The organism is Bradyrhizobium elkanii WSM2783 (genome assembly GCF_000472865.1).
In the GTDB taxonomy this organism is placed as follows: Bacteria; Pseudomonadota; Alphaproteobacteria; order Rhizobiales; family Xanthobacteraceae; genus Bradyrhizobium; species Bradyrhizobium elkanii_A.
In genome coordinates this window covers 1-14,569 of sequence record NZ_AXAP01000044.1, presented here as the reverse complement: position 1 = coordinate 14,569, position 14,569 = coordinate 1, and the positions used below count along the sequence as shown (strand labels likewise).

The following is a 14,569-nucleotide window of genomic DNA, read 5'->3' as shown; positions in this document are numbered from 1 at the left end:
CGATTTCACAAATCATCCGATGCGCCATCGCCCTTTGTTGATATCGAACTTCACCAGGCCTTCGTCTCGCATTTTCAACAGGAGGGATTGGCAAGCTTCTTCATTCACGACATTGGCGCGTTTCATGACCTCGTACACTTTGAGCGGCTTCTCGCGGAGCGCACGCAGGATATTTTCTCGATCATTCAGCACGACTAGGCTCCTACCGTCATCAAGCACGCTAAATCACTGAGAATACGAAAGCTGATCTTCCGTAACGACTCGCTCGATATTCTCCGACTTGCTCTTGATGCGGTATCTAAGACGTCCATCTGCCTCAATGGGCATAAGTTGAACGATGGTATAAATCATTGGCGCCTCAGTTGAGGCACGTCCTCGCGGACCTTGGGGCTGGTGGTGAACGTCTTCATTCAGCTTATAGGCATATGACATGTGTTTACCTCTAGAAGTTACGGCTGCTCTAGCGTGGAGCTTGCCGTAATGCAATGCATCCTGTTGCTCCCGGCCCAGGCTGGTGAAAGCAAAAACGAGCGCTGTGGCAGAGCGACTCGCGGTCTAACAGCGCGTCAGCAACGTTGACCTAACACGTCCCGAACATGCCTTTAGTATCCGTGGTCGCGTTGAACGGAAGCGGGACGAGTCAAGCAAGCACTCCGCGAGCCAATCGCCCACGGCCACCAAAAGCTATGCAGCGCAAAGTGTATTTCCCGCGCACGCGTTGTTGCGCTTTGGTCTCGGCGGGTGGATGCTGTTGGCGCGGACACAATGGAGGGCAGCATGAGCAAGGCAACTCTCGACAACCGCCACCGCAACAAGGACGGAGAAATCAGCGCCAAACACGGAAACACCCTCATTCGCACGTTGCGCAAGGTGTACGGTCAGAGTTTCGCGGCTGGCTATCCTGACACAGAGAAGCTCCGCGAGGTTCTACTTAAGCTGAACGAGACATCATTGAGCCAGCTCCGCCGTGATCATGAGACCGGCCACTTGGAGCACAAGATCACCAAAGCCTCGAAGTAAGGCCGCGGGGTCCCGCGGCGGTGCGTTCGTGGCCAGAGGCGGCCGCCAAGGCGCCTGCTGCTAAGGGTAGACCGGACGCGCTTGCGGCATCGCTCAATCGACGCGAATGACTCAGAACGGATATACAGGCAGGCCTCTTCAGCGTTTGCGCAGAGATCGTGCGTAGGCGCTGATCAGTAGTCCCACTTTCTCGGAGAGAATGTGCGGCCGCTGCAGCGCCCCGGCGACTTGTCGCTACTGACAAACCAGTACGGGCGTTTTCGCATGCGCCAGCACCTTGTTGGTCACACTGCCGATGAGAAGCACGGAAAGCCCGCTGCGTCCATGCGATGACATGACGATGAGATCGCAGCCTTTGTCCTCGGCTGCTGCGATGATGGCTTGATGCGGTTGCCCGTTCTCTGCTTGAATCGTCTCGCAGGAAACACCGGCCTCCTTGGCCGCATTTGCCGCGCGATCCAACGCGCTCGTGGCCTGCTCCTTGCGCAGCTCAGCATATCTTGCGACGGCTTCAAGGAACCGCCCTGACATCTCCGAAAACGGTTCCACAACGAAGATTACAGATACCTTGGCTCCAAGGGATTTCGCCAACGCCAGCCCATGCGCCACCCCATGCTCCGCCAGCTCCGACCCATCTGTCGGAATGAGAATATGCCGGTACATGCTTCACCTCCCGATTGTCGCTGCCTTGCGAAGATAAGCTGGGCCCGCGTTTCGGAAAGAGCCTTGAGATAGATCAATCCATCGGCCAATCGTGCTGCGGCCAGATGTCCGCACTTGGCCCATCGTGTCATTTCGCTGCTGCGCAGCCGCCATCCCGCATAGAAGCGGCATAAAGGCGGCAGTGCCTACTCCGCGGCCGAGCGGAGCTCGGCCTTTTCCGCGCGCACGGCGCAGAACTTGAATTCCGGAATCTTGCCGAACGGATCGAGCGCCGGATTGGTCAAGAGGTTGGCCGCAGCTTCCGCGTAGCAGAACGGCATGAACACCATGTTGACAGGCACGTCGCGGTCGGAGCGCACCTTCACCTCGACGGCGCCGCGGCGGGTCTGGAGCCGGATGAAATCGCCGGGCCAGAGCTGCATGCGCCGCATGTCCTTCGGCGACATGAAGGCGACCGCCTCCGGCTCGATCTGGTCGAGCACGGATGCGCGGCGGGTCATCGATCCCGTGTGCCAGTGCTCCAGCACGCGGCCGGTCGACAGCACCATCGGATATTCGGCATCGGGCAGTTCATCCGGCGGGATGACATGCGCCGGCACGATCTTGCCGCGGCCGCTTTCGGTCGGGAAACCGGTGGTGAAGATGATCTCATTGCCGGGCTTATCTGGGTCGTCGACCGGATAGGTCACCGCGCCCTCGCGCACCAGGCGTTCCCAGGTGATGTTCTTCAGCGAAGGCATCAGTTCGGCCATCTCGGCAAAGACATCAGCCGGACCGCTGTAGTTCCACGGCAGGCCCATGCGCTTTCCGATCTCCTGGATGATCCAGAGATCCTGCCGCGCGTCGCCCGGCGGCTTGATCACCTCGCGCGCGAGCTGCACGCGCCGGTCGGTGTTGGTGAAGGTGCCTGACTTCTCCGCGAATGCCGAAGCCGGCAGGATCACGTCGGCATGGAACGCGGTCTCCGTGACGAAGAGATCCTGCACCACGAGGTGATCGAGCATGGCAAGCGCCTCGCGCGCGTGCTGCAGATCGGGATCGGACATCGCGGGATTTTCGCCCTCGATATACATGCCGTTGATCTCGCCGGCATGGATCGCGTTCATGATCTCGACCACGGTCAGGCCGCGGACCGGGTCGAGGCTCTTCTGCCAGAGCTCCTCGAACTTGCCGCGCAGATCGACGCGGCCGACAGGCTGGTAGTCCGGCAGGAACATCGGGATCAGGCCGGCGTCGGACGCGCCCTGCACGTTGTTCTGGCCGCGCAGCGGATGCAGGCCGGTGCCGGGACGGCCGACCTGGCCGGTGATCAGTGCCAGCGCGATCAGGCAGCGCGCGTTGTCGGTGCCATGGACATGCTGGCTGATGCCCATGCCCCAGAAGATGATCGAAGATTTCGCGCGGGCGTAGAGCCGCGCCACCTCGCGCAGGGTCTCGGCCGGGATGCCGCAGATCGGCTCCATCTTCTCCGGCGTGAAGTCCACGATCTTGGCCTTCAGCTCGTCGAAACCTTCGGTGTAGCCGGCGATGTACTGCTCGTCGGTCAGGCCCTCGGTGATGATCGTGTTGATCATCGCGTTCAGCATCGCGACGTCGCTTCCCGGCTTGAAGGCGAGATGCTTATCGGCATGGCGCGACAGCGACTGCAGCCGCGGATCCATCACGATCAATTTCGCGCCGCGCTTGGCCGCGTTCTTGATATAGGTCGCGGCTACCGGATGGTTCACGGTCGGATTGGCGCCGATCACGATGATCACCTCGGCATCCATTGCCGCCGAGAACGGCGCCGACACCGCGCCGGAATTCAGGCCCTCCGTCAGCGCCGCCACTGATGACGCGTGGCACAGCCGCGTGCAGTGATCGACATTGTTGGAGCCGAAGCCGGTGCGCACGAGCTTCTGAAACAGATAGGCTTCCTCGTTCGATCCCTTCGCAGAACCGAAGCCGGCGAGCGCCTTCACGCCCTTCTCGTCACGGATCTTGACGAGGCCGCGCGCGGCGATATCGAGCGCCTCTTCCCAGCTCGCCTCGCGGAAATGCGTGAACGGATTGGCCGGATCGACCTGGTCGTTGGCGTCCTTCCTGGCGTTCGGCAATCGTACCAGCGGTTTCGTCAGGCGATGCGGATGGTGGATATAGTCGAAGCCGAAGCGGCCCTTGACGCAGAGCCGGTTGTGATTGGCCGGCCCGTCGCGGCCTTCGGCATAGATCACCTTCTCGTCCTTGACCTGATAGGTCACCTGGCAGCCGACGCCGCAGAACGGACAGAGCGAATCCACCTTGCGGTCGGGATAAGTAACGCGGGTCTGCTTCTCGTCGAGCATCACGGCGGGCATCAGCGCGCCGGTCGGGCAGGCCTGCACGCATTCGCCGCAGGCGACGCAGGTCGATTCTCCCATCGGATCGTCGAAGTCGAACACGATCTTGGCATCGGCATTGCGATAGGCCATGCCGATGACGTCGTTGACCTGCACCTCGCGGCAGGCGCGCACGCACAGACCGCACTGGATGCAGGCATCGAGATTGACGCGCATCGCCGGGTGGCTGGCATCGCCCTCCCAGCGCTCCGCCGCCGGGAAGCGGCTCTCGGTGACGCCGGTCTTCTCCGCCCAGTGCCAGAACTTTGAATCAGGATCGTGCGAGGTCTCGCGCGCCGGCTGGTCGGCGACCAGAAGCTCCATCACCATCTTCTGCGCGGCAACGGCGCGGCTAGAGGCCGTCTTCACCTTCATGCCGACAGACGGCGTGCGCTTGCAGGAGGCGGCGAGCACGCGCTCGCCTTCGATCTCGACCATGCAGGCGCGGCAATTGCCGTCGGGGCGATAGTCCGGCGCCGGCGAATAGCAGAGATGCGGGATCTCCTGGCCCTGGCGTTTTGCCACCTGCCAGATGGTCTCGCCTGCTTTCGCTTCGACCTGCTTGCCGTCGAGTTCGAACTGGATCGTCGTCATTCCGCAGCTTCCTTGAACTCGTCGGGGAAGTATTTAATCACGGAGGTCAGGGGATTCGAGGCGGCCTGGCCGAGACCGCAGATCGACGCATCGCGCATCGCCTGGCCCAGTTCCTCGAGCAGCGCCCGGTTCCACACCGGCCGTTCCATTAACATCGCCGCCTTCTGCGTGCCGACGCGGCAAGGCGTGCATTGCCCGCAGCTCTCATCCTCGAAGAAGCGCATCAGATTGAGCGCCGCCGCCTTCACGCTGTCCGCTTGCGACAGGATCACGATCGCGGCCGAGCCGATGAAGCAGCCGTATTTTTCCAATGTGCCGAAGTCGAGCGGGATATCGTCCATCGTCGCCGGCAGGATGCCGCCGGAGGCGCCGCCCGGCAGATACGCATGGAACGTGTGGCCATCGGCCATGCCGCCGCAATATTCGTCGATCAGCTCGCGCACGGTGATGCCGGCCGGCGCCAGCTTCACGCCGGGATTTTTCACGCGGCCCGAGACCGAGAAGCTGCGCAGACCCTGACGGTCGTTGCGGCCGTGGCTCTTCCACCAGTCGGCGCCCTTCTCGACGATGTCGCGCACCCACCACAATGTCTCGACATTGTTGATCAGCGTCGGCAGGCCGAACAGCCCGACCTGGAACGGATAAGGCGGCTTGTGCCGCGGCAATCCGCGCTTGCCCTCGATGCTCTCGAGCAGCGAGGATTCCTCGCCGCAGATGTAAGCGCCGGCGCCGCGACGCAGATGCAGGCGTGGACCGCCGGCCGGAAGCTTTGCGATCTCGCGCGCGAGGATTTCGCGCACCGCCGGATATTCGTCGCGGATGTAGACGTAGACGTCGGCGGCTTCGACCACGTGGGCGCCGATCAGCATGCCCTCGAGGAAGCGATGCGGATCGGTCTCGAGATAATAGCGATCCTTGATCGTGCCGGGCTCGCCCTCGTCGCCATTGACCGCCATCAGCCGCGGCCCGGGTTCGCCGAGCACCGCGCGCCATTTGCGCCCGGTGGGGAATCCCGCGCCGCCGAGTCCGCGCAGCGAGGCGTTGTCGAGCGCCTTCAGGATCTCGTCGTTCGACACTTCGCCCGCGCGCAGCCGGTTCAGCAATCGGTAGCCACCGCCGGCAACATAGGCGTTGTAGCCGACATAATCAGGCAGATGCGCGTGCGTCTCGCCAGCCTTCGCCGTCGCCAGCACGCTCTCGACCGTCGCCTGATCGACGAAGTTGTGGCCGACTTCCGCGACCGGCGCGGTGTCGCAGCGGCCGACGCAGGGCGCGCGCACCACGCGGACGCCGGGACCGGCCGAGTCCTGCAATTGCTCCAGCAGCTTTTCGCCGCCGAGCATCGCGCAGGTGAGCGAGTCGCAGACGCGGATGGTAAGCGGCGCGACATCCGGCTGACCTTCCTTCACCACGTCGAAATGCGCGTAGAACGTCGCGGTCTCGAACACTTCCGCGAACGACAATTTCATCTCGTCCGCGAGCGCAGCGAGATGCGCGGCGGAGATCTGGTGATACTTGTCCTGGATCAGGTGCAGGAATTCGATCAACAGATCGCGCCGGCGCGGCCGGTCGCCGAGCAACTGCTCGACGTCATGCGCGGCCGTCGGATCGATCTGGCGTCCCTTCGGCGTCGCCTTGGCCTTGCGCCGCCCGGCGCCAGGGTGCTCGAACGCGCGAACCTCATGCACCTCATGGACAGTCATTGAAGCATCTCGTTTTTACCGCTCTTTAGATCAACTCTAATCTTTGGCATGCCAGATGCCAAGACCAATGCCAAGAGAAAATTATCGCGTCCGAAGAAGCATTTAAGGGCATGCCGCCACGCATGCCCCCCAGCCCCGTTTCCCAGCGGCAAGCCTATCCTCACGTCTTGCCCATGCAGTCCTCGATGTAGAACCAGCGGTCGTCTCCCGCCAATCCCTTGGCTTTGACCTCCTGCCGGCACGCCTTCAGCTTGCCCCTGTTGGCGCTCCATTTCGCCTTCATGTCCTTTAGCTTTTGCGCCGTCAGCTTCGCCCTGGAAGGCTTCGCCTCGCTCGAAGCAGCAGGCGCGGAAGGCGCGGGTTGGGCCGAAGCCGTAGTCAGCAGACTCGTAATCAACAGCGCGGCGACGGCGCCAGTTCCGATACGAAACATCGAGAAAATTCCTTGTTCTATTCGTTGAAATGAATGGACGGCAAAAGGCGCCGCGAGCGAGAAGCATCGCCCGCGGCGCCAAGCTCGATCAGAAGATCTTGACCGCGCTCTCCAGCGTCTTCCAGACGCCCCAAGCCAGGGGAATGCCGACAAAGGCCCAGAACAGCGCGGCCTTGGCATCCAGTCCGCCGAACCCGATGCCGTAGGAACCATGCGGACCGGCCGCATCCGCACTCGCGCTCGCCGCCTGCAGTTTTGCCACTTCCGCCTCGCTCATGTGCCACTTCGCATCGACCGGCTTGACCAGGTAGTTGCAGATCAGGCCCGCGATCAGCATGGCGCAGAGGATGTACATCGTGGTGTTGTAGAGCTGGTCGCGCGGAACGCCGGCAGCGAGTTGGAACTCGCGGATATAGTTCACGACGACCGGGCCGATGATGCCGGCGGTCGACCACGCCGTCAGCAGCCGGCCGTGAATGGCGCCCACGAACTGCGTTCCGAACATGTCGGCGAGATACGCCGGCACGGTCGCAAAGCCGCCGCCATACATCGACAGGATGATGCCGAAGCCGAGCACGAACAGAAGTTTCGAGCCCATCGCCGCGAAGGTCGGCGCCAGCGCATAGAGCGCAATGCCGAGCAGGAAGAACGTATAGTAAGTGTTCTTGCGCCCGATCTTGTCCGACAGCGACGCCCAGAAGAAACGGCCGCCGATGTTGAACAGCGACAGGAGCCCGGCGAAGCCTGCCGCGATGCCGGCGATCTGCGCCTTCTGCGACGCATCAAGCTGGTTGAAGCCCATGGTAGGCAGCCCGATCAATTTGCCGCCAAAGATCTCCTGCAGCATCGGCGAGGCCATGCCGATCACGCCGATGCCTGCTGACACGTTGAGGCAGAGCACCCACCAGATCAGCCAGAATTGCGGGGTCTTGTGCGCGTCCTTGAGATGGACGTTGTTGGTCGAGATCATCTTGTTGGCCTTGGCCGGCGGCGTCCAGCCCTCAGGCTGCCAGCCTGTCGGCGGAATGCGATAGCGGAAGGCGCCGATCATCATGAACACGAAATAGATCACGCCCATCGCCAGGAAGGTTTCCCAGACGCCGACCGAGGTCGGTGTCTTGAAATAGTTCATCAAGAGGTTCGCAAGCGGCGCGCCGATCATGGCGCCGCCGCCGAACCCCATGATGGCCATGCCGGTCGCCATGCCGCGGCGATCGGGAAACCATTTCACCAATGTCGACACCGGCGAGATATAGCCGAGCCCGAGGCCGACTCCGCCGATCACGCCGGCGCCCAGCCACATCAGCCAGAGCTGATGGATGTAGACGCCGAGCGCGCCGATCACGAGTCCGCCGGCCCAGCACAGTGCCGCGACGAAGCCGGCCTTGCGCGGACCGACGCGTTCGAGCCAGCCGCCCCAGATCGCGGCGGAGACGCCGAGCAGCACGAAGAACAGGGTGTACATCCACCCCAGGCTCGCCACCTTCCAGTCGCAGGTGGTGGTGAACAATTCCTGCCACAGCGAGATGTCGGGGCAGGCCTTCGGCGCATTCAATCCGATCGCGCGCGAGAGCGGCAGCCAGAACACCGAGAAGCCGTAAGCCATGCCGATGCACAGATGGATGCAGAGTGCGGCCGGCGGCACCAGCCAACGGTTGAAGCCGGCCGTCGCAATCGTGTGCTCCTTGTCGAGGAAACCAAGCCCCGCGCCGGCCACATTGCCGGTGCTGCTAATCGTCGTCATCCGATCCTCCCTGCGGCCGCTCTTCAATCGAGCGTGCTCGCTTTCGTTGACCCAACCAAATTGTCGTCGCGGAAACCGGCGCTGCCGCTCCACGACTTCTTTCTGTGCGCCAGAGATCATCAAGCGCTTTTCGGAATTCCCAACCCCCGACGCGACACAATATGCTCAGTGACGGCGCCAACCTGATAAATGAAGACGTGCCCCGCCCGGAGTCGCTCGTGTGTAGCCCGAGCGTCGTTGATCTCCGCGACACCGCGGAGAGGTTCAATTGGGACAGAAGGGCTAAAATGTGTCGATAGGAAAAAGGTAGGTATCAACCAGAGCGATTATTGCAGCGCACGGCTATTGTTGCGATGCGGACGAGGCATCATTGATTTTCTCTATCGTCCCATTTGTCTTCTCGATCAAAAACACGATGCGGCTCTCGCTCCGCTCGGTGATCTCGACCTTGTCGCCGGTCTCGCGGATCAGGTTCGGGATATCGATCACCGACAATGGATCGGTGCAGAGCACTTCGAGAAAATCACCCGGCTTGACCGCCTTCAGTGCCTTGCGCGTCTTGAGCGCGGGCAGCGGACATTTGAGACCGGTGAGATCGAGTTTTGTCGTCGTCATGTTTCCGACCATGGCGAAGCATTCGCACAGCGTCAATCGCTACGCGAAGGCTTCAGATCAGGCTTGCATAGGACAGGAATCCGACGGTCTGGCCGGGCTCGACGTGTGTGATGTGTTCGCCAAGCTCGACCAGGCCATCGGTGTCGACCAGCGACGACAACAGCCCCGCGCCCTCGCGCGGAAACTTGATCGCTTCGAGCATACCATCCGGCGCTTTACGCAGATTGACGCGGACATATTCGCGGCGCCCGACCTTCTTCTTGTAGGTGAAGCCGGCCCGCACCGGCATCGGCACCAGCGGCTCCGGCGCGCCGCCGGACAGCGCCAGGATGGTTGGCCGCACCACGTGAACGAAGGTGACGAAGCTCGCGACGGGATTGCCCGGCAGGCCGATGAACGGCGTGCCGCCGATGATGCCCATCGCGACCGGACGCCCCGGCTTGATCGCCATCCGCCACAGCACCAGGCGGCCGACGCTCTCGACGCCGGCCTTGACGTGATCCTCCTCACCAGTTGAGACGCCGCCGGTGGTGAGGATCAGATCGTGCTGGCCTGCGACGTCCTTCAGCGCGCGTGCGAGGCTCGCAGGCTCGTCGCGCAGAATGCCGAGGTCACTGACCTCGCAGCCAAGTCGCCGCAGCATCGCCATCAGCATGACGCGATTGGAATCGAAAAGCTGCGGCCCGGCGCGGCGCTCGCCGGGAGAAACCAGCTCATCGCCGGTCGAGAACACCGCGACGCGGATCCGCCTGATCACCTCGAGCCTGACAAGACCGAACGCGGCGGCCAGCGCGACATGCTGCGGCTGCAGCCGCTTTCCAACCTGCAACGCGGCGTGGCCGAGCGGGATGTCCTCGCCGGCCGGCCGCACATTGGCGCCCGGCTTCAGGCCGGCGGGCAACACGACCTTGTCGCCCTCGACGCGGACGTCCTCCTGCATGAACACGGTGTCGGCACCGTCAGGCATCGGCGCGCCCGTGAAGATGCGCACAGCATGACCGCGCTCGATCGGCGCATTCGCCGCGGCGCCCGCCTGCACCCGTCCGCTGATGGGAAACGCCTGTTCCGAACCTGTGGGAAGATCGCGGCTTGCGACCGCATAGCCATCGACGGCGGAATTGGTGAAAGGCGGCAGCGGCAACGGCGCTAAAATCTCATTGGCGAGGATGCGCCCGTCGGCCTCCGCGAGCGCGACGGTCTCGATATCGGCTATCGCCGTCACCCGAGTCGCGATCAGGCGCACGGCCTCACCGACCGACATCATCGGCCCGCTGAAGGCAAAGCAATCGTCGGACAGTTGCGCCATTTCAGGTCTCGCTCTTCGCCAGGATTTCGTCCACCGCAACAGCGGCGCGCTGCATCATGGCGGCAACGGCGGTGACATCATCGAGGTGGGCGGTCGGCAGCCGGGTTTCAATCGTCGCATCCGTCGCGATCCCGACAATGCCGGGATCATCGGGGAACAGCAGCGGCTTGTTGTTGACGGCACGATGCACCTCGATCTTGCGCAGCGGCTCGCGCTTGAAGCCTTCGACCACGACGAGATCGACCTGCGACATCTTGGCGAGCAGCTCGGCCAGCCGCGGCTCGCCGGCGCCGCGCAGCTCATGCATCAAGGCCCAGCGCCGGCTTGAGGAGACCAGCACCTCGGTCGCGCCCGCCTGGCGGTGCACCCAGGAATCCTTGCCGGGCACGTCGACGTCGAACTCGTGATGGGCATGCTTTATCACGGACACGCGCAGGCCCTGCCCCAGCAGATGCGGAATCACGCGCGACAGCAAGGTGGTCTTGCCGGCGCCGCTCCAGCCTGCGAGTCCGATCACTTTCATTCCATTCTCCGAATACCTGCCGGAATCGGCTAGCTAGAGCATGACGAGATCAGGTCGAACTGCGTCCGCGATGCGCGCTGCGCTCCCTCTCCCGCTTGCGGGGAAGGGCTGGGGTGGGGGCTCTCTCCACAATTCACGCTGTCCGAGCGTGTGGAGAGAGCCCCCACCCGGCGCGGAGCCTGTACTCGGACGGCGCGAAGCGCCGATCCGGGTGCGCCGACCTCCCCCGCAAGCGGGAGAGGTGAAGTGAACTCGCTTCCGATCCAACCAAATGGCATCATGCCCTAGGCAATGTCGTCTCGTGCTTTATATCGGATGGCAGGGAAAGTCATGCTAACCTGATCGCCATGATGAGGATCGATAAACCGCCCGTTCCCCTGATCGTCCCCAACCCGGACGACCCGCGCCTGACGGAGCGCGTGACCGGGACAGACCAGACCGGCGCCAGCGTCGAGATCAAGGTGCCGATGGAGCGCCCGCTGACGCTGTACCTGAACGCGCAGGAGATCGTCACCATGATGACGATCGGCGACTACCCCGAATATCTCGCGCTCGGCTATCTCCTCAACCAGAACATGCTCAAATACGACGACGTCGTCACCGAGGTCGAATATCACGACGATCTGCAGGTGGTGGTCGTGCGCACCGAGCATCATACCAATTTCGAGCAGAAGCTGAAGAAGCGCACCCAGACCTCGGGCTGCGCCCAGGGCACGGCTTTCGGCGATCTCCTGGAGGCGGTCGAGAGCGTGGCGCTGCCGAAGGCGGAATTGCGCACCTCCTGGCTCTACCAGATGACGCATGCGATCAACACCATGCCCTCGCTCTATCTCGAAGCCGGCGCGATCCATGGCTGCGTCTTGTGCAAGGAGGGCACGCCGATCTGCTACACCGAGGATGTCGGCCGGCACAATGCCGTCGACAAGATCGCAGGCTGGATCTATCGCCACGGCGTCGACCCCGGCGACAAGATCCTCTACACCACGGGGCGGCTGACCTCGGAGATGGTGATCAAGACGGTGCGGATGGGCATTCCAATTCTGGTGTCACGCTCGGGCTTCACCGCCTGGGGCGTCGAACTCGCGCGGCAGGTCGGCCTGACACTGATCGGACGCACGCGCGGCAAGCGTTTCATCGCGCTGTCAGGCCAGGAGCGCATCGTGTTCGACCAGAACCTCGACTATGTCGAGGAAGAATCCGCCAAGCACAAGCGCAAGGGCGAAGCGCGTGACGACTAGCATTCCAGGCGTCCTGTTGGCCGGCGGCCTCTCGCGGCGGATGGGCGGCGGCGACAAGCCGATGCGCACGATCGGCGGCCGCACCATTTTGGAGCGCGTCATCGAACGGCTGGCGCCGCAATGCGACGGCCTCATCCTCAACGCCAATGGCGATCCCGCCCGCTTCGCCGCGTTCGGATTGCCCGTCATCGCCGACAGCGTCGCCGATTTCCCAGGGCCCCTCGCCGGCATCCTGGCGGCGCTGGACTGGATGGCGGCAAACCGGCCCGGTGTATCGCTGATCCTGAGCGCCGCCGGCGACTGCCCGTTCTTGCCGCGCGACCTGGTCTCGCGCCTGCACGACGCGCTGGTGAAGGAGAACGCGCAACTCGCCGTAGCGGCCTCGGGCGATCAGTCGCATCCGGTGATCGGACTATGGAGCGTGTCGCTGCGCGACGAACTCCGCCACGCCCTTGTCGTCGAGGACGTCAGGAAGATCGACCGCTGGACCGCCCGCTACAGGCTCGCCACCGTGAGCTGGCCGACCGAGCCGCTCGACCCCTTCTTCAATGCGAACACGGTCGAGGATATCGCCGAGGCCGAACGGCTCGCGGCAGTGGATGCAGCACACGACTGACACTGCTGTCATTCCGGGGCGCGCCTCTTGGCGCGAGCTCTGATGTGCAATTGCACATCAGAGAATCCATCGGGCCGCATGAGCTGGTGGTGAAATGGATTCCGGGCTCGATGCTATCGCATCGCTCCGGAATGACGGAGGCATTTCCGCGACCGCCCTCCACCCGCTCATTCCCGTCTGATCTGCTGCTCGAGGCGCAGTGTCCGTTCGCGCAAGGAATCGTAGATCGGTGGATTGTGCAGCAGCGGAGGCAGCAGCATCGCTACGAAGCAGGCGCCGAGCATCGGCAGCAGCATCGTCACGTTGCCCGTCATCTCGGCGACGAGAACGATGCCGGTCACCGGCGCCCGTACCACGCCCGCGAAGAAGGCGGCCATGCCCACTAGCGCAAATGCATGCGGCTCGATCGCGAGTTCCGGAAATACAAGGCGGCAGGCTGCTCCGAACAGCAGCCCCGACTGGGCTCCCAGCACCAGCAGAGGGGCGAAGAGTCCGCCGGGCGTGCCGGCGGCGTATGATATCGCGCCCAGCCCGAAGCGGATCAGGAATGCGGAGGCGACGATCGCAAGACTATCCTGGCCGATCAGCGTGCGCTGCGTGATCTGATCTCCGCCCCCGACCAGCTCGGGCGCAAACCAGGCCAATATGCCGACGCTTGCGCCGATCAATCCGGCTCGGAGCTCGATCGGCAGCCGCGCGAACCGGTCGCTAGCTGCGATGAACGCAAGCAGCGTGCGATTGTAAGCAACGGCGAGCAGGCCCGCGACGGCCCCCAGCGCAAGGAACAGCGGCGCGGATACCGCGCTCGGAGTGTTCAGCGGAATGATCTGGAAATCGGGCGCGTCGCCGATAAACAGCCGTGCAACCGGGATCGCCGTTGCCAGCGTGGCGAGGGCCGCGACAGCGACGCGGCGGTCGAATTTGTGCATCAGCTCCTCGAGTATGAAGGCGAGCCCAGCGATCGGCGCATTGAAGGCCGTCGCCAGGCCAGCGCCGGCACCCGCGGCCAGCAGTACGCGTGCGTCCGCCCAGCAGAGCCGGCAGATGCGCGCGGTGAAGACCGCGATGCCTGCGCCCATCTGCACGGTCGGCCCCTCGCGGCCTAGCGCCAGGCCGGAGCCGATTGCCAGGATACCGCCGATGAATTTCACCGGCACCAGGCCAAACGGAGCCGGCGGGACCTGCCCGTGCAGGACGGCTTCCACATGCGGAATACCGCTGCCCGACGCGTGCGGCGAGAACCGCCGCACCATCCACGCCGCGAGCAAGGTGGCACCAGCGCATGCGCCCACGACAATCAGGAATCCCAAGACGCCGTGGCCATGCGCCCAGGCGATTACCGCATCGCGCAAGCGATCGGCCTGCTCGAGCAAGAGGCGGAAGTTCGCCCCGACACATCCGGTGACGGCCCCAACGACGAGGGCCGCCGCTACGAGGCCCAGCAGGCTGCGACCTTCGTCTGCGACTAATCGCTCATCGTCGGGCTTATGGTCCACGGTTGCGCCGAACTTTCGATGTGTTTCAGGGAACGAGTTTGGCCGAAATCGCCGGCGAATGGGAATCGGCAAGAGCGAATTTCCGGTCAGGGAAATTTGTTCAACGATTTCAATCTGATTTGCCCTGTCCACTCACGCCGCGAAAAACATTCCGCTTTCGCCGTCGGGCAAATCAGTGATTTAACTCCGCGCGTCTCACCCGAATGAGGGGCGGGTCGCGATCGTCACGAACGTTGCGGTGAGATGCGGTGGACGCGGGTG

Annotated in this window: 13 protein-coding genes; 3 read left to right on the top strand and 10 right to left on the bottom strand. The window is 63.4% G+C overall.

Going from position 1 to position 14,569, the window contains the following annotated elements; translation table 11 throughout:
- Positions 1-12 precede the first annotated feature (12 nt).
- On the bottom strand, positions 13-192 hold the full coding sequence (locus YY7_RS53250; protein WP_035691301.1) for a hypothetical protein: 180 nt from the start codon (positions 190-192) through the stop codon (positions 13-15).
- A 585-nt stretch (positions 193-777) separates the two neighbouring features.
- Between YY7_RS53250 and YY7_RS0130515 the strand changes: the two genes are divergently transcribed.
- Positions 778-1,020, top strand: coding sequence for a hypothetical protein (locus YY7_RS0130515; protein ID WP_028166547.1), 243 nt, complete (start codon positions 778-780; stop codon positions 1,018-1,020).
- A 234-nt stretch (positions 1,021-1,254) separates the two neighbouring features.
- On the opposite strand, the gene YY7_RS0130510 is transcribed toward YY7_RS0130515, so the two are convergent.
- From YY7_RS0130510 to mobB, 8 genes are all read right to left on the bottom strand, one after another.
- Positions 1,255-1,683, bottom strand: coding sequence for a universal stress protein (locus YY7_RS0130510; protein WP_028166546.1), 429 nt, complete (start codon positions 1,681-1,683; stop codon positions 1,255-1,257).
- A gap of 185 nt (positions 1,684-1,868) precedes the next feature.
- The gene (gene fdhF, locus YY7_RS0130505; protein WP_028166545.1) at positions 1,869-4,634 is read right to left on the bottom strand and encodes a formate dehydrogenase subunit alpha; all 2,766 of its coding nucleotides are present in this window, start codon (positions 4,632-4,634) and stop codon (positions 1,869-1,871) included.
- Positions 4,631-6,337 (bottom strand): NADH-ubiquinone oxidoreductase-F iron-sulfur binding region domain-containing protein, encoded by a 1,707-nt coding sequence (locus YY7_RS0130500; protein WP_028166544.1) that lies wholly within the window; start codon positions 6,335-6,337, stop codon positions 4,631-4,633. The genes fdhF and YY7_RS0130500 overlap by 4 nt, the downstream gene beginning before the upstream one ends.
- A 160-nt stretch (positions 6,338-6,497) precedes the next feature.
- Positions 6,498-6,770 (bottom strand): hypothetical protein, encoded by a 273-nt coding sequence (locus tag YY7_RS0130495; protein WP_028166543.1) that lies wholly within the window; start codon positions 6,768-6,770, stop codon positions 6,498-6,500.
- Positions 6,771-6,858: 88 nt separating this feature from the next.
- A complete protein-coding gene (locus YY7_RS0130490; RefSeq protein ID WP_028166542.1) occupies positions 6,859-8,514 on the bottom strand; it encodes an OFA family MFS transporter in 1,656 nt (551 codons plus the stop codon).
- A 342-nt stretch (positions 8,515-8,856) separates the two neighbouring features.
- Positions 8,857-9,129 carry a sulfurtransferase TusA family protein gene (locus tag YY7_RS0130485; protein ID WP_028166541.1) on the bottom strand — a complete coding sequence of 91 codons (273 nt, stop codon included), beginning with the start codon at positions 9,127-9,129 and terminating at the stop codon, positions 8,857-8,859.
- Positions 9,130-9,181: 52 nt separating this feature from the next.
- Positions 9,182-10,435 carry a molybdopterin molybdotransferase MoeA gene (locus tag YY7_RS0130480; RefSeq protein WP_028166540.1) on the bottom strand — a complete coding sequence of 418 codons (1,254 nt, stop codon included), beginning with the start codon at positions 10,433-10,435 and terminating at the stop codon, positions 9,182-9,184.
- 1 nt (position 10,436) lies between these two features.
- Positions 10,437-10,958 (bottom strand): molybdopterin-guanine dinucleotide biosynthesis protein B, encoded by a 522-nt coding sequence (gene mobB / locus YY7_RS0130475; protein WP_028166539.1) that lies wholly within the window; start codon positions 10,956-10,958, stop codon positions 10,437-10,439.
- A gap of 347 nt (positions 10,959-11,305) precedes the next feature.
- On the opposite strand from mobB, the gene YY7_RS0130470 reads away from it, so the two are divergent.
- The gene (locus tag YY7_RS0130470) at positions 11,306-12,196 is read left to right on the top strand and encodes a formate dehydrogenase accessory sulfurtransferase FdhD (protein WP_028166538.1); all 891 of its coding nucleotides are present in this window, start codon (positions 11,306-11,308) and stop codon (positions 12,194-12,196) included.
- Positions 12,141-12,812 (top strand): molybdenum cofactor guanylyltransferase MobA, encoded by a 672-nt coding sequence (gene mobA, locus YY7_RS0130465; RefSeq protein WP_051397011.1) that lies wholly within the window; start codon positions 12,141-12,143, stop codon positions 12,810-12,812. Before YY7_RS0130470 ends, mobA begins: the two co-directional genes overlap by 56 nt.
- 167 nt (positions 12,813-12,979) lie before the next feature.
- Here the strand turns inward: mobA and clcA are convergent, their stop codons facing one another.
- The gene (gene clcA, locus YY7_RS53245; protein WP_080663912.1) at positions 12,980-14,308 is read right to left on the bottom strand and encodes a H(+)/Cl(-) exchange transporter ClcA; all 1,329 of its coding nucleotides are present in this window, start codon (positions 14,306-14,308) and stop codon (positions 12,980-12,982) included.
- Positions 14,309-14,569 lie beyond the last annotated feature (261 nt).